Here is a 20,062-nt window from a genome sequence, read left to right on the forward strand (position 1 = left end):
GATAAGGAGATCAGGATGATTAATTTTATTTGGGCTGAAGATGATGAACAACACATTGGGTATAAAGGTAAATTACCATGGCACTTACCAAATGATATGAAATTTTTTAAAAAAATGACAATTAATAAGGTAGTAGTAATGGGCAGGAATACGTTTGAAAGTTTTCCCGGTCTTTTACCTAATCGCGTTAATGTCGTCGTATCCAGTAAATCGGATTTGGTTGAAACGGACAACTTAAAAATTGTTCATTCAATACCAGAGTTAAATTCCTTACTAGAAACATTCTCCGATGATATCTTCGTTATTGGTGGTGCAACGTTATTTGAAGAAATGTACTCAAATGTCGACCGCCTGTATCAAACGAAGATTCACGCTATTTTTGATGGCGACGTGACGATGGTTCCCATAAACTATGATGATTGGCAATTAGTTGAAAAAATTGATGGTCAAACCGATGAGAAAAATAAATATCAACATGAGTTTAGAATTTATAATAGAAAATAAAAATGAAGTCATCCTCAGATTAACGAGGGTGACTTCATTTTTTACGTGCTTAAGTGTACAATAAAATTGAAAAATACATTAACCCCGTACCCAGCATCACGAATAAATGCCAAATGACGTGTAAATATTTAATACCGTTTATGCTGTAAATACCCGCACCAATCGTAAATGCGACCCCACCTGAAACAAGTAACCAAAATCCAGTAGCTCCCAAGCTAGAGTAAAGGGGAATCATTGCGCTTATACAAAGCCATCCCATAACTAAATAAATAATTGTCGAAATGGCTTTAAAATGACCTAACCAAATTGATTTGTAGATGATTCCCAGAATGGTCATGGCCCAAATAATACCAAACAACGTCCATCCTAATGCACCTTTAACGGCGAGTAGACAGTAGGGCGTATACGTGCCCGCAATCAATATATAAATGCTGCTATGATCAAATATTTGAAAAACAGTTCTTGCTCGAGTAAAAATCAAACTGTGGAATAATGTAGATGTTAGGTAGAGTAGCACTAGTGATGAGCCATATATCGCGTATGACGTGATTTCTAATGCACTACCGTTATGAGCACCTTTAATTAAAAGGATAATTAATCCGGCTATACTTAAGCCAAGTCCAATACCATGAGTGATGGCATTTAATACCTCATTCAAGATAAGATATCTTCTACTATAATTTTGTTTCAAAAAAACACCTCAGTCATTAATTTCTATGTGAAATAAGCCAGTATCTCTGATATACTAGACATTATAAATGGAAAAGTTTATAGTGTCATTATTGTACCATGATTAAAAACTTTTGTTAAGAAAGTGTGGATGAAGAAACATGACAAACATTAAAATAATAACGGACTCATCTGTTGGACTAACGGATGCCGAAATAAAAGAAAACAATATTAATATTATCCCATTGAGTGTCATGATAGATGACACTATTTATGTTGAGGGTGAATCAATTACGAATGATGAATTTGAAACAAAAATGGAATCATCAAAAACATTGCCTAAGACGAGTCAGCCTCCAATCGGGACTTTTGTAGAGACGTTTGATAAGATTGGTGAAGATGGTAGTCAAATTCTTTCGCTTCACATGACTGATCAAATTAGTGGCACGGTTCATACTGCAGAACAAGCCGCACAAATGAGTCAGTCGGATGTAACGGTTATTGATACGCGGTCTACCGATAGGGGTATGGCATTTCAAGTTTTAGCTGCTGCTAAACTAGCAAACGCTGGTTCATCTATGGCTGATATCATAACAAAAATAGCCGAAATACGTGAAAATTCGAAATTATATATGGCTGTCATGACTTTAGACAATATGGTTAAGGGTGGACGTATATCAAGATTAACAGGTGTTCTTTCAAGTGTATTAAATATGAAAATTATTCTTGAAATGATTGACGGCGAATTGAAAATTAAAAATAAAGGCCGTGGCATGAAGACGGTGAATAAATTTGTTTCAGAGTTAGTCGAAGAATTAAAAACAACGCCAAATGTTAAATCGGTTGGTATTTCACATGCGGGAAATGAAAAAAAAGCCCTTGAAGTTCGTGACTTATTACAAACGGCAGTTCCTACAATTGATATTTTAGTTCGACAAACAGCGCCTATTATTGCAACCCATGGTGGACCAGGCGCTTTCGCAGTTATGTTCTATGCTGAAAAAGCTTAAAATCTAAAAATTGATAGTTAAACTGGTCCAAAAACAACTGTTTTTGTCCAGTTTTTTTAATCCAGAAAAGGAATGATTCTTTGAAATTTTTAAAAAGTTTGCTTATTACTATATTAAGTATCACCGTATTAAGTGGCCTTGTATTCGGTGGTATGTGGTTCATAACAGGTCATTTTTCAAATAAAGGAGTGATTACAGTGCCACATACAAAACAAACCATGAAATTAGTTTCACTTGGTGATTCCTTAACTGAAGGTGTGGGTGATACAACCAATAAGGGCGGATTTGTACCATTAATAGGTGAAAAAATTGATGATAATCAAAATATAAAAACAACGACCTCTAACTTTGGATTATCTGGAGATCGAAGTGATCAAATTTATGATCGTTTAAAACAACAACCTAAAATACAAAAAGCACTATCAAAAGCGACAGTAATCACCTTAACGGTTGGAGGTAACGATTTACTACAGGTTATTCAAAAAAATATTCTAACAAATGACGAGTCTAAGTTAACTAAAGCGATTGATGCTGAAAAAGTGACGTATCTAAAAAAATTAGATGAATTGTTTAAAGAAATTAGAAAATATAATTCAAATGCGCCTATATACACTATCAGCGTTTATAATCCTTTTTACGTTTATTTCCCTAATATGGGTAGTATGACGACAATTGTTCAATCTTGGAATAATACAACCAAGAAAGTAATTAAAAATGATAAAAATAGTTACTTTGTGGATGTCGCAAAACAGCTTTCTGAAGGCCAATATTATGGTAAAAAAAGTGCCTTAACTAAAACTTCTGATAGTTCTGATTTGTCTGGTTTATCAGGACTTAACCTTGAAAAAGTCCTACAGGAAAAGGACGAGAAGAACGATTACATTTCTGTGACCGATCATTTTCATCCGAATAATAAAGGTTACGAAAAAATGACTGAATTACTCTATAAATCAATGCAGGAAAATCATTTATTTAAATAACAAGGAGACTTATGGCTAAGAGATCAGAGCAGATTAAATTGAAAACTAAAAAAAATATTAACGCATGGAAAATCGCATTCATTGTGTTACTTTCTTTATTGATTGGGACGGCACTTTACCTGTCAATTGGTGCTATGAGTCAATCTAAAGATCAAAAAGCACTAATAACTCAAACCAATTCAAAGTCAACAAAGAGGACAAATCTAAGCGTTGAGATGAATAAAGATCAATTAAACGGGACAATCAATTATTATTTAAAATCAATCCAGAAAGGGCAGTCAATCAAATACCGATTTTTGGTAGATAAGTCTGCTATCCTAATGGGTACAACAAAAGTACTGGGTCAAGATGTTTCATTCACATTATATTCTGACCCAATCGTAACTTCTAGTGGTGATATCGTACTAAAAGCGAAGTCAGTCGCTGTGGGTGCACTACCTGTTCCCAAAAAATTCATCATGAATTATGTAAAAAAAGCATATGATCTACCAAGTTGGATTACAATTGATAGTAAAAATCAGACAATTGTGCTTAACTTAAAAAAGTTAGATATTGAAAATGGTATACAAGCCAGCGCTACGAAAATTGATTTAAAAACAAATGTTTTTAAATTCAATGTTTCTATCCCTTTAAATTAAATGAGGTAAACGTTTATGAGACAAACATTCTATCAATTTTTAATGACCGAACGAAATGATCACAGTACGGATGAAGTGGCCCAATTTGCAAACAATGCTTTTTTCGATCAAAGTTTTCCAAAGTTGTCGGATAACTATGATTTCGTATCTAATTATCTTGAATTAAATGCAGGTTATTTACCCTCAATGACAATCTTTGATGATGCTTGGGCACGATATTTAGATAAAATGAATTAGTGGAGGTTCTGAACAGTGAAAGAAGAAAAAGACGTAAAACGATTTAAATTTGATCGTCATTTCTGGACGTTGGTAGGCTCAATCTGTTTGTCATTTATTATCGGAGCTGCCGCAATGTATTTTTTTGCAATTAGACAAATTAATACCGCAGTTGGTTCATTACAAGCAACTAGTGCAGATTTATCTAAGATTGAATCTGTATACACAACGTTAAATAACTCGTACTACAAGGACATAAGTAAAACGAAACTGGTCAATGGTGCTATTAATGGTATGGTCGATGCAACGGGTGATAAATTTACAGCCTATTTGGGTAAGGCAGATGCGACAAATTTAGATTCGTCAATTTCTAGTAAATTTGTCGGAATAGGCGCCGAAGTTAAGATTAATAAAAAGAATATTCAAATTGTTTCAGCTATTAAGGGTACCCCGGCTAAAAAAGCCGGTTTAAAAACAGACGATATTATTCAGAAAATAGATGGTAAGTCAGTTTATGGTGAAAGTTTAGAAAAAGCTGTTTCGAAAATTCGAGGTAAAAAGGGAACGACCGTTAAATTAACTATTCAACGTGGCTCATCAACATTTAACGTTTCAATCAAACGAGATGATATTCCCGTTAAAACGGTTTATAGTAATCTTTCAAAAGAAAATAAGAAAATTGGTTATATTCAAATTAGTACTTTTGCGGAAAAAACATCTGATGAAGTTAAATCAGCGGTTAAGTCACTTAGAAAAGAAGGCGCAACATCATTCGTACTTGATGTTCGTGATAATCCAGGTGGTCTGATGGACCAAGCGTTAGCTATTAGTTCGATGTTCTTAAAAGATGGCAAAAAAATTATGCAAGTTCAACCAAAAACGGGCTCTCCTGAAATATATAAAGCCGGTAAAGAATATGATTCTGGATTTAAAGTGACAGAAAAGACAGTTGTTATCATTAATAAAGATAGTGCAAGTGCTTCTGAAATTTTGGCAGCTGCACTCAATCAATCTGCAAACGATAAATTAATTGGTGCAACCTCATATGGAAAAGGGACTGTTCAAACCGTTAATAACTTTACGGACAAAACTGAACTAAAAGTAACAATTGCTAAGTGGTTAACTCCTGATGGTTCATGGATACACGGAAAAGGAATTAAACCAACCATCGCTGCGGACTATCCCACATATGCATATTCATCATTAATCGACACAGATAAGACATATAAAAAAGAAGATGTTTCAACTCAAGTTAAAAATATTCAAATCTATTTACAAGCGTTAGGATACTACACAGATAAAAATAATGGATACTTTGGTACATCAACGGTTACCGCCGTTAAATCTTTCCAAGAATCAAACAAGTTAGATCAGTCCGGTGAAGTTAATAAAGAAACTGCTTTAAAATTAGAATCTTTAGTTCAACAAAAGATTTCAAAGAACGATCCCGCTTACGATGCGGCAATTAAAGCAGTCATAAATTAATAAAAGCATGAAGAGAGTGAAACTAAATGGCGGAACTCTCTTCTTTTTGTGCAGAATTTAAGGTATTCTGATTAAGAGTGTTAAATATAAAGAATTAAGCAAGTTAATCGAAAGTTTTCTTGGCTTAACAAGGAGAATTTAAATGACAGTTATTCAATGGTTCCCAGGACATATGGCGAAAGCTTTAAGACTGGTAAAAGAAAAGTTAAATTTAGTAGATATTGTGCTTGAATTGGTTGATGCAAGGTTACCTGAATCATCTAGAAATCCACAACTTGAACAATTACTTGAAACTAAGCCACATATTATGGTTTTAACAAAAAAAGACATGGCGGATCCGAATGTGACGGCTCGCTGGTTACGCTACTACGAAAGTAAAGGAATTCCTGCAGTTGCTGTAGACAGTCAGCACGGACAATTAAGCGCAATTGAGAAGAAAATTAATGTTGTTCTAAAAGACAAACTAGCATTAAGAGAGAGTAAAGGAATTATTCAACAACGCGTTAAAGTAATGTGTATTGGAATTCCTAACGTCGGTAAATCAACATTATTAAATCATTTAGTGAATAAAAATGTAGCAATAACTGGGAATAGACCCGGCGTAACAAAAGCACAACAATGGTTAAAGGCTGGTAAATTAATGTCCCTTTTAGATACTCCAGGTATTTTATGGCCAAAATTTGAGGATCAAGAAATTGGCAAGCGTCTCGCTTTAACGGGTGCAATTAAGGATTCTTTGTATGCGAAAGATGATATCGCCTTATATGGGTTAGAACATTTTAAACAAACAAATCCAAAAGCATTACAAGAAAAATACAAGTTAACTGATGAACAAATGCAATTAAGTAATGTTGATTTATTATTAGAATTAACGAAAAAAATGGGCTTTAAAGAAGATTACGATCGTGCAAGTGAACGAATTATCTTCGATATTAGACAAAGTAAACTCGGTAGATACACTTTAGAAATCCCACAATTAGGTGGCGAGTAAGCGTGCCGGAATTTACTATCTCACAAATAAAAACACAATTACTTGATAACCCTTCGAAGCAGTTTATTCAAAAAATTGCTGACGATCCTCGTAAAGGGACTATCGCGCTTTTAGCCCAGTATCATAGGAAACAAACAAAACTATTTGAACAACAAGAATCTTTTAACCGTAGATTGACGATAGAAAGAAATCTTTGGCAGAACGGTATTCCTTATATTGCCGGAATTGATGAAGTTGGTAGAGGACCACTGGCCGGGCCGGTAGTTAGTGCTGCAGTTATATTGCCACACGATTTCAATTTAATTGATGTGAATGATTCAAAAAAACTATCTGCTGCTAAGCGAGAAAATTTGTACGGTCAAATATTATCTCAAGCAATTTCTGTTGGCGTATCTGTAATAGACAGCCAAGTAATTGATGAAATTAATATTTACCAGGCTGCACGAGTTGCTATGTTAGAAGCCGTTAATTCATTGGATATAAAGCCACAACAATTGCTGATTGATGCAATGACAATTGATAGTGATATTCCACAAGAAAGTTTCATTAAGGGTGATTCAAAGAGTGCTAGTATTGCAGCAGCAAGTATCGTTGCTAAGGTTTATCGAGATCATATTATGAAATTTTATGATGAACGTTATCCAGGATATGACTTTGCACATAATGATGGTTATGGCACTAAAAATCATTTAGCAGGACTCGATGAGTTAGGGATTACCGATATTCATCGTCGAACGTTTGAACCAATTAAATCAATGTTAAAAAAATAATTATTTGAATACGTACCTTATTAGTATTAACTAATAAGGAGAAATCATGACAATAAGAGATGTATTAATTAAACTTAGATTATGTTCAGAAATTACGTATATTGGTGAAAATAAAATATTTGACTGGCTTCAACAAAATCCAGATTGCCAGGAGTTACCGTTGTCATTAATCATCAGTATTTTAAAGCTTAATGGCGAAAAAAGGGCAAGACTGATTAAATCGTTTAATAGCAGCTCATTACAAAATGAAGTGAGCGCTAATAAATTGAATTCTGTTGCGGTAACTATCATGGATAGAGATTACCCATTTCTATTGAAAGAATGTTATCGACCACCGATTGTTCTGTTTATGCGAGGCAATTTGAAACTGTTAAATCAGCAATCATTAGCAGTCGTTGGTGCACGACAAAGGACAGGTTATTCAATAGAAGCAATTCGATTATTACTACCCGATGTTGTTCGAAATAATAAAGTGATCGTAAGCGGACTTGCGGCCGGGGTGGATACATTAGCGCATCAGTTTTCAATTGCTAACCAGGCAGACACTATCGCTGTTATTGGTACAGGACTAGATATTTATTATCCAAAAAATAACAAAAATTTACAAATGGAGATTGCCCAAAAAGGTCTTTTAATTTCCGAATATGGCCTTCATACGGGACCACGCCGAAATCATTTCCCGGAACGAAATCGAATCATTGCTGGTCTTTGTGAGTGTCTATTAGTAACTGAAGCTAAACACCATAGTGGAAGTTTAATAACGGCCAATTTGGCATTGCAAGAAAATAGAACAGTATTGGCTGTTCCAGGCTCTATCTCAAGCCCCCTTTCACTAGGATGCAACGAATTAATAGTAGCAGGGGCCACACCAGTTATTAATGGTCAACAAATACTGGATGAGTTCTATGAAAACTGATTACGCTTGACAAGTCTCTCTATCATGCTTTAAGATTACTTACGATTTTAAAAAATGTTATTGTATACAATATAAATACGACGAAGGAGTTCAATTATGCCAGTAACCAAGAAGAAAAAAAGAGCACCAGCTAAGAAAAATCTAGTTATTGTTGAATCCCCTTCTAAGGCTAAAACAATTGAAAAGTACCTTGGGAGTGGTTATCATGTCGTAGCCAGTCTTGGACATATTAGAGATTTACCACGAAGTAAGATGGGCGTAGATGTCGAAAATAACTACGATCCGCACTACATTTCCATTCGTGGAAAAGGCGACGTCATTAAAAGCTTAAAAAAAGAAGCCAAGAAGGCTAAAAATGTTTATCTTGCAGCCGATCCTGATCGTGAAGGTGAGGCAATTGCCTGGCATTTATCTCATATCTTAGATTTAGATATCACGGCAAAAAATCGTGTTGTCTTTAATGAAATTACTAAAGATGCTGTTAAAAATGCTTTTACTGATCCCAGATCAATTGATATGAACCTAGTGGATGCACAACAAGCACGTAGGATCCTTGATCGATTAGTTGGATATTCAATTAGTCCATTACTTTGGGCCAAAATAAAAAAAGGATTAAGTGCCGGACGTGTTCAATCAATCGCTTTGAATTTAATTATTGAAAGAGAAAAAGAAATCCGGGCATTTGAACCTGAAGAATATTGGACCATTGATTCTGAATTTAAAAAAGGTAAAGAAAAATTTGATGCTGCTTTCTATGGTGTTGATGGAAAGAAAAAAGCATTAAAGAACAATGATGACGTTCAAAAAGTAATGACACTAATTGATACGAAAGCTAATTTTGATATTACTGCCGTTACAAAAAAAGAACGTAAACGATTCCCTGCACTACCATTTACGACTAGTACAATGCAACAAGATGCCAATAGAAAATTAAATTTCCGTACTAGAAAAACAATGATGGTTGCGCAGCAATTATATGAAGGAATCCATCTTGGAAAACAAGGTACGGTAGGATTAATCACCTACATGCGTACGGATTCAACTCGTGTATCTACAACGGCTAAGCATGAAACAGCTCAATTTTTACATGAAAAATACGGTGAAGAATATGCTGCAATCAAACCTCGTAAAGGTAAATTACAAGAAGGTGCGCAAGATGCGCATGAGGCTATTAGACCTTCATCTGTACTACGAACGCCTGCTTCGATGAAAGATTATCTAAGTAACGATCAAATGAAATTATACAAATTAGTTTGGTCACGATTCGTCGCTAGTCAGATGACTCCTGCGGTTATGGATACCATGTCTGTATCTATTGAACAAAATGGGGTTATTTACCATACTTCCGGTTCTAAAACTAAATTCGCGGGTTATACAAAAATATACGAAGACAACAAAAAATCAGATAATATATTACCTGATTTAAAGGTTGGCGATAAAGCTAAGTTGGCTAAAAATCAGCCTAATCAACATTTTACACAACCGCCAGCTAGATTTACTGAAGCTAATCTAATTAAGACACTTGAAGAAAATGGTGTTGGTCGTCCTTCAACATACGCGCCAACGTTAGATACAATTCAGAGACGTTATTACGTTAAGTTAGTTGCTAAACGTTTTGAACCGACTGAATTGGGTGAAATAGTCGATGATATGATTGAAGCTTATTTCAGTGATATTGTGAATGTTAAATTTACCGCTGAGTTAGAAAAAGGGCTCGATAATATCGAAGTCGGTGATGAAAATTGGGTTCAAGTCGTTGATAACTTCTATAAACCATTTTCTAAAAACGTTGAACATGCGCAAGAAACAATCGAAAAGGTTCAAATTAAAGATGAACCAGCTGGCTTTGATTGCGAAATTTGTGGATCACCAATGGTTGTTAAAATGGGGCGTTATGGTAAGTTTTTCGCATGTAGTCGTTTTCCGGATTGTCGCAATACAAAGGCAATTGTCAAAGAAATTGGCGTTATCTGTCCATTATGTCACCAAGGTGAAGTAATTGAACGTAAATCTAAGCGTAACCGCTTATTCTATGGTTGTTCAAGATACCCAGACTGTGAGTTTGTCTCATGGGATAAACCAATTGGGCGCGAATGTCCTAAATGTCAACATTACTTAGTTGAGAAAAAAGTAAAAGGTGGCAAACAAGTTAAATGTAGTAACTGTGATTATGAAGAAGCCGTTCAAAAATAAATCTAGCAGGGAGATTATGTAATGACAAAAACGAGCGTTAATGTAATTGGAGCCGGGCTCGCAGGTAGTGAAGCTGCATGGCAAATTGCTAATCGAGGGGTTCATGTTAATTTATATGAGATGCGCCCCATTAAAATGACACCAGCTCATCATACTGAGAACTTCGCTGAACTTGTTTGTACCAATTCTTTGAGAGCCAATCAAATAACAAACGCAGTTGGACTTCTAAAGGAAGAAATGAGACAGTTAGATTCTGTAATTATGAAATCGGCAGACCATAACTCTATCCCTGCAGGTGGTGCGTTGGCCGTTGATCGCGATAAGTTTTCTGGCGAAATCACGGATTTAGTTAAGAATCATAAAAATGTTACCGTTATTAATGAGGAGCTAACAGAATTACCAGATGGTCCCACAATTGTGGCCACTGGACCATTAACGTCATCTGGTTTAGCTGAGTCCATCAAGAAATTAAATGGTAGTGACGGTCTATATTTTTATGACGCGGCCGCACCAATATTAGAAAAATCATCATTAAATATGGATAAAATATATTTAAAATCGCGCTATGATAAGGGCGAAGCTGCGTATCTTAACTGTCCTATGACTAAGGAAGAGTTCATAACATTCTATAAAGCCCTTGTGGAAGCTGAAACAGCGGAAATGCATGATTTTGAAGATGAAAAATTCTTTGAGGGCTGTATGCCAATTGAAGAAATGGCTAGAAGAGGCGCTAAAACGATGTTATTCGGTCCATTAAAACCAGTTGGATTAGAGGATCCTAAGACTGGTAAAACACCTTTCGCAGTTGTTCAATTACGTCAAGATAATGCTGTTGGTGATTTATATAATATTGTTGGCTTCCAAACGCATCTAAAATGGGGCGAACAGAAAAAGGTTTTCTCTTTAATTCCGGGTTTAGAAAATGTCGAATTTGTTCGTTATGGCGTTATGCATCGTAATACATTTATGCGCTCGCCCGACACCTTAGAACCAACCTATCAATCTAAATTCCGAAATGATCTATTTTTTGCCGGTCAAATGACTGGTGTTGAAGGTTATGTTGAAAGTGCCGCAAGTGGCTTATTGGCGGGCATAAATGCTGCACATATTGTTTTAGGAGAAGAACCTGTTGTTCTTCCTAAGACAACAGTTATGGGTTCTATGGCTCATTATATAACACATGCAAGTGGTAAACATTTTCAACCAATGAACGCAAACTTCGGCATTATACCTAAATTAGGGACAAAAATTAGAGATAAGAAAGAAAAGAATCAAGCGGTTGCAAATCGTGCTTTAGACCATTTAGCAATTGTTAAACCAACTCTTTAAATATTTATGAAATATCCTTTAAAATAATTGAGTTATACTTCATTGTTGTGCTACAGTAGTAGCGTTCAATGAAGTTTTTTAATACAATAAAATAAGTAATATTGGAGGAATTTATTATGGCAGCAGTTTCATTTCATGCAACAACAATTTGTGCCGTTAAGCATAACGGACATTGTGCGATGGCCGGAGATGGTCAGGTAACAATGGGTGAAAAGGTTATTATGAAGGGAACCGCCAGAAAAGTTCGCCGCATCTATAATGATCAAGTGGTTGTTGGTTTCGCTGGTAGCGTTGCTGACGCTTTCAACCTTGAAGAACGTTTCGAAAAAAAATTAAATGAATTTAGCGGCAATTTACAGCGCGCCGCAGTTGAATTGGCTCAAGATTGGCGTAGTGAACAAGCTTTACAGAAATTAGAAGCTCTTTTAATCGTGATGAACAGTGAAGAGATGTTGTTAGTTTCTGGTAGTGGTGAAGTTATCGAACCCGATGATGATATTTTAGCAATTGGCTCCGGTGGTAACTTTGCGTTGTCTGCTGCAAAAGCACTTAAACATCATACAACTGACATGTCTGCCAAAGAAATAGCTGAAGCATCAATCAACATTGCTGGCGATATTGACATTTTTACAAATCATCACGTTATCTCTGAAGAATTATAGAAAGTAGGTAAAATTATGACTGTTATTGATAAAACACCAAAACAAATTGTAACAGAATTAGATCAATATGTTATAGGTCAAAATGATGCAAAAAAAGCAATCGCTGTTGCGTTACGTAATAGATATCGTCGTATGCAGCTCTCTAAATCAATGCAAAAAGATGTGACCCCTAAAAATTTAATGATGATTGGGCCAACTGGTGTTGGTAAGACTGAAATTGCGCGTCGTTTAGCAACAATGCTTGAAGCCCCATTTGTGAAGGTTGAAGCAACAAAATTCACCGAAGTTGGATACGCCGGCCGAGACGTAGAATCAATGGTTCGTGATCTAGTAGATGTTTCAATTAAATTAGAAGAAGATGCTCAATATGGTCGTGTATCAGGAGCAGCCGAAAGAATGGCTGACAAGCGTCTTGTAAAATTATTGGTACCAGGAATTAAAAAACAAAAAAAAGCTGAAAATGTTAACTTCATGCAAATGATGTCCCAAATTCAAAAAGGTCAGATGCCTGCAGGATTGGACGTACAAGATGAAGAAGAAGTAACAGATGATATCAGAAATGAACGATTATCTGTTTCAGAACAATTGACTAGAGGGTTATTAGAAAACAATGAAGTCACAATCAAAATTGATGAACCAAAACAACCTTCTGGAATGAACGGTATGATGGGTCAAATGGGAATCGATTTAGGTGATTCTTTAAGTGCCTTAACACCAAATCGTCAAATTGAAAGAACATTAACGGTAGCGGAAGCTCGCAAGATTCTAATCCGTGAAGAATCGAAAAAATTAGTTAACTCGGCAGATATAAATCAAGCAGCTATTGAACGCGCCGAAAACACGGGTATTATTTTTATTGATGAAATCGACAAAATCACCTCTAAATCTCAGAAAAATAGTGGTGAGGTTTCAAGAGAAGGTGTTCAGCGTGATATCCTGCCAATCGTTGAGGGGTCTCAAATCTCAACTAAGTTTGGCCCCATTAATACGGATCATATTTTATTTATTGCATCAGGTGCATTTCATGAAAGCAAACCGAGTGATTTAATTGCGGAACTTCAGGGTCGTTTTCCAATTCGAGTTGAGTTGGACGATTTGAGTCAATCAGATTTTGTTAAAATTTTGACAGAGCCTCATAATGCCTTGATTAAACAATACATTGCTTTGATTGGCACCGATAATATAAATGTAACCTTCACAATTGAAGCGGTTGAAAAAATATCTGAAATTGCTTACAACGTCAACCATGATACCGAAAATATTGGCGCGCGACGCCTGCATACTATTTTAGAAAAATTACTTGAAGATTTATTGTTTGAAGGTCCTGACATGCAAATGGGCGATATCACAATTACTGAAAGCTACGTTGACGATAAAATTGGTAACATTGTCGCTGATAAAGATCTTAGTCGTTATATCTTATAGAAATGGGTGAGTAGAATGACAGTTGAATTGAAGAATGATTTTGTCACAGTTAAAATTTCTGAAGAAGGTGCCGAATTAGTTAGTATTAAAGGCGTCGACACTGATATTGAATACATCTGGCAAGCAGATAAAAAATACTGGGGGAGACACGCACCAGTACTATTTCCAGTCGTTGGTCGATTAAAAAATGATGAGTACGAATATAATCAACAAACGTACAAAATGGGGCAACATGGGTTTGCCCGTGATATGCTTTTTACGGTAATCTCTAAGACCGAAACATCAGCCGTACTAGAACTAGGTTCATCCCCAGAAACAAAATCAAAATATCCGTTTGATTTTAGATTAAGATTGCATTATATTTTGACTAACCATCAAATAAAAGTTATCTATGATGTCTATAATCCGGATGAAAACGATTTATTATTTTCAATTGGTGGACACCCAGCGTTTAATGTCCCACTTAAAAACGCGTATTTAGATTTGGAAAATTATCAAATTGATGTTGCACCAAATGTTGAAAGACGTCAAATTCCGTTAGTTGGTCCTTTTAATGATGCAGAGAATGCCGAAGTAGTTAAGTTTAATGAGCCGATTAAACTATCTCGTGAGACGTTCAAAAATGATGCTCTAATCTATGAATTAAATCAAGAAGAAACGACTGTATTACTCTCAACACCTGAAGATGATCATGGTGTTTCAGTCACAGTAAATAACGCTGACTACGTTGGTATCTGGTCTAAATATCCCGAAAATTCACCATTTGTTTGTATTGAACCATGGTGGGGTCTAGCGGATAACGTTAAATCAACTGGAAAATTATCCGACAAGGGTGATATTCATGTGTTAGAAGAAAATCAATCGTTCGAAGGATCATATGATATTACAGTATTTTAAGGCAAAAAAAATCGATGACAATGTCATCGATTTTTTTTATTTCGTAAATATAATCCGAGTCCAAAGGGAACCATGCTCTCAGTACCACTAAAAATACGACTTATATTGCCTCTATGTTTATAAATAACAAATATAGTCAGAATTCCAGCAATTGTTGCTAATAGCCAATCTTGGAATAAAAGTGCAGTAATCGTAATGCCGATAAACCCAAGTACACTTGCAACACTTACCATACTCGTTAAAAGAATCAGCGAAATAAAGATTGTACAAGCGATTGCGAAGAATAGTGGGCTATATGGCAACAGGATTCCCGCGCCAGTAGCGACAGCCTTACCGCCTTTAAACTTTGTGAAAATTGAAAATGTATGACCGGCAACTGCCCCTACACCAATTAATAGTGGACTAACAGTTGCGGCAACGCCAAACATATACGGAAGACTTGCAGCAATAATCCCTTTTGAAACATCCATCACTAAAACAATCGTACCTGCTTTTGGTCCAAGAACTCGATAAGTATTAGTTGTTCCGACGTTTCCGCTACCAAATTCTCTAATATCCTTTTGATAAAAATATTTTCCAATCCAAACCCCAGATGGAATTGATCCTAAAAGATAAGCAATTGTTAACATTAATAAAATTGTACCCATAAATAAAGCACTCCTCTCGACCGATAATCCGATAAGTAGTATTTTAACATTCTTTTTAGAAGACACCAATTTTTTTATAAAATAGAACGTCTATTCGGATTTCCCTTTACATTTCAAAAAAGAATGGGTTATTATAGTAACGTTACTGTAGGAATACGGAGTAAGGGAGTTTGACTGAATGACTAATCTAAATAAAAACAAATATAATGATGATTCAATTCAAGTTCTCGAAGGACTAGAAGCGGTTAGAAAACGACCTGGTATGTATATTGGGTCAACAGATAGTAAAGGATTACATCACCTTGTCTATGAAATTGTTGATAATGCAGTCGATGAAGCCTTGTCAGGATATGGTTCACAAATAGATGTCACAATCCATAATGATAACAGTATCACTGTTGTAGATTACGGACGTGGTATGCCAATCGGTATGCATGCGTCAGGAATCCCAACTGTCGAAGTTATCTTTACTGTCTTACATGCTGGTGGGAAATTTGGCCAGGGTGGTTACAAAACATCGGGTGGCCTTCATGGGGTTGGCGCTAGCGTTGTTAACGCGTTGTCTTCATCGTTAACGGTTGATACCGTTCGTGATGGCGTTCGATATGAAGAAAAATTTGAAAATGGTGGCCATCCAGTTGGCACTTTAAAAAAATTAGGCGCAACCAAACGGGCAAATGGAACAACGGTTACCTTTAAACCAGATGAGAGTATTTTTTCAACGACAATCTATAAATATGATATTTTAGCCGAAAGACTAAAAGAATCTGCCTTTTTGTTACGTGGCGTTAAAATCGTTCTAACAGATGAAAGAACAGATAAACAAGATATCTATCATTTTGAAGATGGGATTAAAGAATTTGTCGCCTATTTGAATGAGGATAAAGATACGATTGGCGAAGTGATGTACTTCGATGGAATTAAAGATAAAATTGAAGTTGAAGTTGCTGCCCAGTACAATGACGGTTATTCAGAGAACCTAATGTCCTTTGTTAACAACGTTCGAACAAAAGATGGTGGTACACACGAAGCTGGAATGAAATCTGCTTGGACTAAAGCTTTTAACGAATATGCCAGAAAATTAGGTCTTTTAAAAGATAAGGATCGTAATTTAGAAGGTAGTGATGTTCGAGAGGGCCTTTCAGGCGTCATTTCAGTACGAATACCTGAAGAGTTACTCCAATTCGAGGGACAAACTAAGGGGAAACTTGGTACACCTGAAGCAAGGTCTATCGTTGATAGTGTTCTGAGCGAAAAACTTGGCTTTTATTTGATGGAAAATGGTGAGTTCGCTCAAGAACTTGTTAGAAAATCAATTAAAGCTCGCGAAGCCCGTGAAGCTGCCCGTAAAGCTCGCGATGATTCACGAAATGGTAAAAAGAAAAAGAAGAACGATCGCTTACTTTCAGGTAAATTAACACCCGCACAATCAAAAAATGCTAAGAAAAACGAATTGTTCTTAGTCGAAGGTGATTCTGCCGGTGGTTCAGCTAAACAAGGGCGAGAACGTAAATTTCAGGCTATTTTGCCATTACGTGGTAAGGTCTTGAATACTGAAAAAGCAAAATTACAAGATATTTTAAAAAATGAAGAAATAAATACAATGATTTATACGGTTGGTGCCGGTGTTGGTGCTGAATTCAAAATTGAAGACAGTAACTACGATAAAATTATTATCATGACCGATGCTGATACCGATGGTGCACATATCCAAACGTTATTGTTGACGTTCTTTTATAAATATATGCGTCCTTTAATTGATGCTGGTAAGATATATATCGCTTTACCACCTTTATATAAAATTCAAAAAGGAACAGGTAAAAAAATGGAAAGCATTTACGCCTGGACTGATGAAGAACTTAATAAAGCTACGGCACAAATTGGACGTGGTTATAATCTACAACGTTTTAAAGGTCTTGGTGAAATGAATGCAGATCAATTGTGGGAAACAACCATGGATCCAATGACAAGAACTTTAGTTAGAATTCGAATCGATGATCCAGCACTTGCAGAAAAACGAGTGACAACGTTAATGGGCGATAAGGTAGAACCCCGTCGAAATTGGATTGAAGAAAATGTTCAATTTTCACTCGAAGAAGATGGTAGTATCTTGGACAAAGTGGCAAGTAAACAAGTTACTGACTCCAACGATGATGACCCTGAATTAACATTATTTGAAGATCAAACGTCAACTGACTAAGGAAGGAGGATATCAACTTGGCTATAGAACAAGACACATCAAAAATTCAAGAACTAACTCTAGAAGATGTTATGGGCGAACGCTTTGGTCGTTATTCTAAATACATTATTCAAGAACGTGCGCTACCTGATATTCGTGATGGCTTAAAACCTGTTCAACGTCGTATTTTATATGCTATGAACCAAGACGGTAATACCTACGATAAGGGTTTTAGAAAATCAGCCAAATCAGTCGGAAATGTTATGGGTAATTTTCATCCGCATGGTGATAGTTCAATATACGAAGCCATGGTTCGAATGAGTCAAAACTGGAAATTACGTACACCTCTTATTGAAATGCACGGAAACAACGGGTCAATGGATGGTGACTCTCCAGCCGCAATGCGTTATACGGAAGCCCGTACAAGTAAAATTGCAACTGAAATGCTACGTGATATTGAGAAAGAAACCGTTGATTTCGTATTAAATTTTGATGATACAGAATATGAACCAACAGTTCTACCGGCAAGATTTCCTAACTTATTAGTAAATGGCGCTACCGGAATTTCAGCTGGATATGCAACTGAAATTCCACCTCACAACTTAAGTGAAGTTGTGGATGCCGTCGTCTACCTAATTGGACATCCTAACGCAACGTTGGACAAATTAATGTCATTCGTTAAGGGACCCGATTTTCCTACTGGCGGTATTTTACAAGGACTCTCTGGTATTCAAAGCGCATACAAAACGGGTCGTGGTAAGGTCGTTGTTCGTTCAAGGACTGAGATTCAAGAGTTAAAAGGTGGAAAGACGCAAATTATCATCTCTGAAATTCCATATGAAGTGAATAAAGCTGTACTTGTAAAAAAGATGGACGAAATTCGCTTACTTAAAAAAGTGGATGGCATTGCCGAGGTTCGTGATGAAAGTGATCGTGAAGGATTACAGATTGCCATTGAATTAAAACGTAACGTCAACGCCCAAGGTATTCTAAACTATCTGTTTAAAAACACTGATTTACAAATTTCATATAACTTCAACATGGTTGCAATCAACAATCAACGACCTGAATTAGTTGGTTTGAAGAAATTTTTATCATCATACTTGGAATATCAGTTAAGTGTTACCAAAAAAAGAACTGAATTTGATTTAAAAAAGGCCGAGTCTCGTCAACATATCGTTGAAGGCTTAATTAAGGCTCTCTCTATCTTAGATCAAGTTATTAAGGCAATTCGCGCAAGTAAAGATAAGAAGAGCGCTAAAGTAAGCTTAATGGAGCTTTTCGACTTCACGGAAAAACAAGCTGAAGCCATTGTATCCTTGCAACTGTACCGTTTATCTAATACAGATGTAACTGCGCTTGAAAAAGAAAATGCGGAGCTTGCTGAAAAAATTACTGGATATAAGGCAATATTAGCGGATCCTAAGATGTTGTCAGATGTTGTTAAAAAAGAATTAAAACAAGTATCAAAAGAATATGCCACACCGCGTATGACAGAGATACAAGAACATATTGAAGATATTAAGATTGAGACTGCCGTCTTAATTACACCTGAAGACGTTCAAGTTCTGGTCAGTCATGATGGCTACCTTAAACGCAGTTCATTACGTTCATTTAATGCTTCTGGCGTAGATGAGAACGGCTTAAAGGATGAAGATCGTATTGTATTCAATGAATCCGTTAATACTTTGGATCATTTATTTATGTTTACAAATAAAGGTAATATGATTTACCGACCAATCCATGAAATTACAGAAGCCAAGTGGAAAGATACTGGCGAACATATCTCGCAAACGATTGGATTAGATACTGATGAATATCTAATTAAGGCATTTTCTTTCAAAAAGGTTGATGCTCCTGGTAAATTTATTTTTGCAACAAAGAACGGATTTATTAAACAAACTGCAGTTTCAGATTTACAACCCGGCCGAACATATAAAGGTCACGCAAGTAAGTTTATGAAATTAAAATCAGCTGATGATGACGTTATTCTGATTTCATACCTCAAGGAAGACGATAATTCATTATTCATCTTTAGTGCTTCGCACGATGGTTATGGTCTGAGATATCCGCTTGAAGAGGTTCCTGTTGTTGGTGCTAAAGCTGCCGGTGTGATTGCAATGAATCTGAAACAAGACGATTTTGTTGCTTCAACCTGTTTAGTATCCGAAAATAGTCAGATTGGACTATTAACGCAACGCGGTTCATTTAAACGTATGTCCGTCTCAGAAGTGAGTTCGACGAGTCGGGCAAAACGTGGTGTTCTCATTCTTAGAGAGCTTAAGAAAGAGCCTCACAAGGTAATTGGCGTTAGACCAATTACTAAAGAAGTAAATTTAAGTGTTATTACTGAAAGTGGTAATGAATTCATTGTTGAACCAATGTCATACCCATTGTCAGACAGATATTCGAATGGATCATTCATAATCGATACGGCTCAATTGGGTATGCCAATTTTGTTGAGTGAGATTAAATAATAATTAAATTCTTTAAAAAAAGGCAAATTAGTTTGCTCTTTTTTTTTATTACGCTTATTATATTAATATGGCTA

Annotated in this window: 18 protein-coding genes; 16 read left to right on the forward strand and 2 right to left on the reverse strand. The window is 35.9% G+C overall.

Going from position 1 to position 20,062, the window contains the following annotated elements:
- Nucleotides 1–15: 15 nt before the first annotated feature.
- Nucleotides 16–504 carry a dihydrofolate reductase gene (locus tag N0K80_RS02045; RefSeq protein ID WP_057973551.1) on the forward strand — a complete coding sequence of 163 codons (489 nt, stop codon included), beginning with the start codon at nt 16–18 and terminating at the stop codon, nt 502–504.
- Between the two features lie 49 nt (nt 505–553).
- On the opposite strand, the gene trhA is transcribed toward N0K80_RS02045, so the two are convergent.
- Nucleotides 554–1,195 carry a PAQR family membrane homeostasis protein TrhA gene (gene trhA, locus N0K80_RS02050; RefSeq protein WP_269023617.1) on the reverse strand — a complete coding sequence of 214 codons (642 nt, stop codon included), beginning with the start codon at nt 1,193–1,195 and terminating at the stop codon, nt 554–556.
- Nucleotides 1,196–1,334: 139 nt separating this feature from the next.
- Between trhA and N0K80_RS02055 the strand changes: the two genes are divergently transcribed.
- The 13 genes from N0K80_RS02055 (at nt 1,335) to N0K80_RS02115 (ending at nt 14,685) form a co-directional block, all read left to right on the forward strand.
- Complete coding sequence (locus N0K80_RS02055; protein ID WP_057973549.1) at nt 1,335–2,183, forward strand: DegV family protein; 849 nt, start codon at nt 1,335–1,337, stop codon at nt 2,181–2,183.
- Nucleotides 2,184–2,263: 80 nt separating this feature from the next.
- Nucleotides 2,264–3,163 carry an SGNH/GDSL hydrolase family protein gene (locus N0K80_RS02060; protein WP_269026180.1) on the forward strand — a complete coding sequence of 300 codons (900 nt, stop codon included), beginning with the start codon at nt 2,264–2,266 and terminating at the stop codon, nt 3,161–3,163.
- A gap of 11 nt (nt 3,164–3,174) precedes the next feature.
- Nucleotides 3,175–3,801 carry a YpmS family protein gene (locus N0K80_RS02065; RefSeq protein ID WP_269023619.1) on the forward strand — a complete coding sequence of 209 codons (627 nt, stop codon included), beginning with the start codon at nt 3,175–3,177 and terminating at the stop codon, nt 3,799–3,801.
- Nucleotides 3,802–3,816: 15 nt separating this feature from the next.
- Nucleotides 3,817–4,038 (forward strand): YozE family protein, encoded by a 222-nt coding sequence (locus N0K80_RS02070; protein WP_269023620.1) that lies wholly within the window; start codon nt 3,817–3,819, stop codon nt 4,036–4,038.
- Nucleotides 4,039–4,053: 15 nt separating this feature from the next.
- Nucleotides 4,054–5,502: a S41 family peptidase gene (locus N0K80_RS02075; RefSeq protein ID WP_269023621.1), complete on the forward strand. Its 1,449-nt coding sequence runs from the start codon at nt 4,054–4,056 to the stop codon at nt 5,500–5,502.
- A gap of 142 nt (nt 5,503–5,644) precedes the next feature.
- Nucleotides 5,645–6,493 (forward strand): ribosome biogenesis GTPase YlqF, encoded by an 849-nt coding sequence (gene ylqF / locus N0K80_RS02080; RefSeq protein WP_269023622.1) that lies wholly within the window; start codon nt 5,645–5,647, stop codon nt 6,491–6,493.
- A 2-nt stretch (nt 6,494–6,495) separates the two neighbouring features.
- Nucleotides 6,496–7,263, forward strand: coding sequence for a ribonuclease HII (locus N0K80_RS02085; RefSeq protein ID WP_269023623.1), 768 nt, complete (start codon nt 6,496–6,498; stop codon nt 7,261–7,263).
- 46 nt (nt 7,264–7,309) lie between these two features.
- Nucleotides 7,310–8,179: a DNA-processing protein DprA gene (gene dprA / locus N0K80_RS02090; RefSeq protein ID WP_269023624.1), complete on the forward strand. Its 870-nt coding sequence runs from the start codon at nt 7,310–7,312 to the stop codon at nt 8,177–8,179.
- Nucleotides 8,180–8,275: 96 nt separating this feature from the next.
- A complete protein-coding gene (gene topA / locus N0K80_RS02095) occupies nt 8,276–10,372 on the forward strand; it encodes a type I DNA topoisomerase (protein WP_269023625.1) in 2,097 nt (698 codons plus the stop codon).
- A 21-nt stretch (nt 10,373–10,393) separates the two neighbouring features.
- The gene (trmFO, locus tag N0K80_RS02100) at nt 10,394–11,701 is read left to right on the forward strand and encodes an FADH(2)-oxidizing methylenetetrahydrofolate--tRNA-(uracil(54)-C(5))-methyltransferase TrmFO (protein WP_057973540.1); all 1,308 of its coding nucleotides are present in this window, start codon (nt 10,394–10,396) and stop codon (nt 11,699–11,701) included.
- 116 nt (nt 11,702–11,817) lie between these two features.
- The gene (hslV, locus tag N0K80_RS02105) at nt 11,818–12,363 is read left to right on the forward strand and encodes an HslVU peptidase proteolytic subunit (RefSeq protein WP_057973539.1); all 546 of its coding nucleotides are present in this window, start codon (nt 11,818–11,820) and stop codon (nt 12,361–12,363) included.
- Between the two features lie 15 nt (nt 12,364–12,378).
- Nucleotides 12,379–13,788, forward strand: coding sequence for an ATP-dependent protease ATPase subunit HslU (gene hslU / locus N0K80_RS02110; protein ID WP_269023626.1), 1,410 nt, complete (start codon nt 12,379–12,381; stop codon nt 13,786–13,788).
- A 15-nt stretch (nt 13,789–13,803) separates the two neighbouring features.
- Nucleotides 13,804–14,685, forward strand: coding sequence for an aldose 1-epimerase family protein (locus tag N0K80_RS02115; RefSeq protein WP_269023627.1), 882 nt, complete (start codon nt 13,804–13,806; stop codon nt 14,683–14,685).
- A 23-nt stretch (nt 14,686–14,708) separates the two neighbouring features.
- Here the strand turns inward: N0K80_RS02115 and plsY are convergent, their stop codons facing one another.
- Nucleotides 14,709–15,332: a glycerol-3-phosphate 1-O-acyltransferase PlsY gene (gene plsY, locus N0K80_RS02120; protein WP_269023628.1), complete on the reverse strand. Its 624-nt coding sequence runs from the start codon at nt 15,330–15,332 to the stop codon at nt 14,709–14,711.
- 178 nt (nt 15,333–15,510) lie between these two features.
- On the opposite strand from plsY, the gene parE reads away from it, so the two are divergent.
- Both parE and parC read left to right on the forward strand, forming a co-directional pair.
- Nucleotides 15,511–17,532 (forward strand): DNA topoisomerase IV subunit B, encoded by a 2,022-nt coding sequence (parE, locus tag N0K80_RS02125; protein WP_146302521.1) that lies wholly within the window; start codon nt 15,511–15,513, stop codon nt 17,530–17,532.
- A 71-nt stretch (nt 17,533–17,603) separates the two neighbouring features.
- Nucleotides 17,604–19,988, forward strand: coding sequence for a DNA topoisomerase IV subunit A (gene parC / locus N0K80_RS02130; protein WP_407932678.1), 2,385 nt, complete (start codon nt 17,604–17,606; stop codon nt 19,986–19,988).
- Nucleotides 19,989–20,062 lie beyond the last annotated feature (74 nt).

The organism is Dellaglioa carnosa (assembly GCF_026948345.1).
In the GTDB taxonomy this organism is placed as follows: domain Bacteria; phylum Bacillota; class Bacilli; order Lactobacillales; family Lactobacillaceae; genus Dellaglioa; species Dellaglioa algida.

What these genes read in the sequence shown, in the direction of transcription:
- N0K80_RS02045 (WP_057973551.1), top strand. Translation starts at nt 16, where the DNA reads ATGATTAATTTTATTTGGGCTGAAGATGATGAACAACACATTGGGTAT.
- N0K80_RS02055 (WP_057973549.1), top strand. Translation starts at nt 1,335, where the DNA reads ATGACAAACATTAAAATAATAACGGACTCATCTGTTGGACTAACGGAT.
- N0K80_RS02065 (WP_269023619.1), top strand. Translation starts at nt 3,175, where the DNA reads ATGGCTAAGAGATCAGAGCAGATTAAATTGAAAACTAAAAAAAATATT.
- N0K80_RS02070 (WP_269023620.1), top strand. Translation starts at nt 3,817, where the DNA reads ATGAGACAAACATTCTATCAATTTTTAATGACCGAACGAAATGATCAC.
- ylqF (WP_269023622.1), top strand. Translation starts at nt 5,645, where the DNA reads ATGACAGTTATTCAATGGTTCCCAGGACATATGGCGAAAGCTTTAAGA.
- dprA (WP_269023624.1), top strand. Translation starts at nt 7,310, where the DNA reads ATGACAATAAGAGATGTATTAATTAAACTTAGATTATGTTCAGAAATT.
- topA (WP_269023625.1), top strand. Translation starts at nt 8,276, where the DNA reads ATGCCAGTAACCAAGAAGAAAAAAAGAGCACCAGCTAAGAAAAATCTA.
- trmFO (WP_057973540.1), top strand. Translation starts at nt 10,394, where the DNA reads ATGACAAAAACGAGCGTTAATGTAATTGGAGCCGGGCTCGCAGGTAGT.
- hslV (WP_057973539.1), top strand. Translation starts at nt 11,818, where the DNA reads ATGGCAGCAGTTTCATTTCATGCAACAACAATTTGTGCCGTTAAGCAT.
- hslU (WP_269023626.1), top strand. Translation starts at nt 12,379, where the DNA reads ATGACTGTTATTGATAAAACACCAAAACAAATTGTAACAGAATTAGAT.
- N0K80_RS02115 (WP_269023627.1), top strand. Translation starts at nt 13,804, where the DNA reads ATGACAGTTGAATTGAAGAATGATTTTGTCACAGTTAAAATTTCTGAA.
- plsY (WP_269023628.1), bottom strand. Translation starts at nt 15,332, where the DNA reads ATGGGTACAATTTTATTAATGTTAACAATTGCTTATCTTTTAGGATCA.
- parE (WP_146302521.1), top strand. Translation starts at nt 15,511, where the DNA reads ATGACTAATCTAAATAAAAACAAATATAATGATGATTCAATTCAAGTT.
- parC (WP_407932678.1), top strand. Translation starts at nt 17,604, where the DNA reads ATGGGCGAACGCTTTGGTCGTTATTCTAAATACATTATTCAAGAACGT.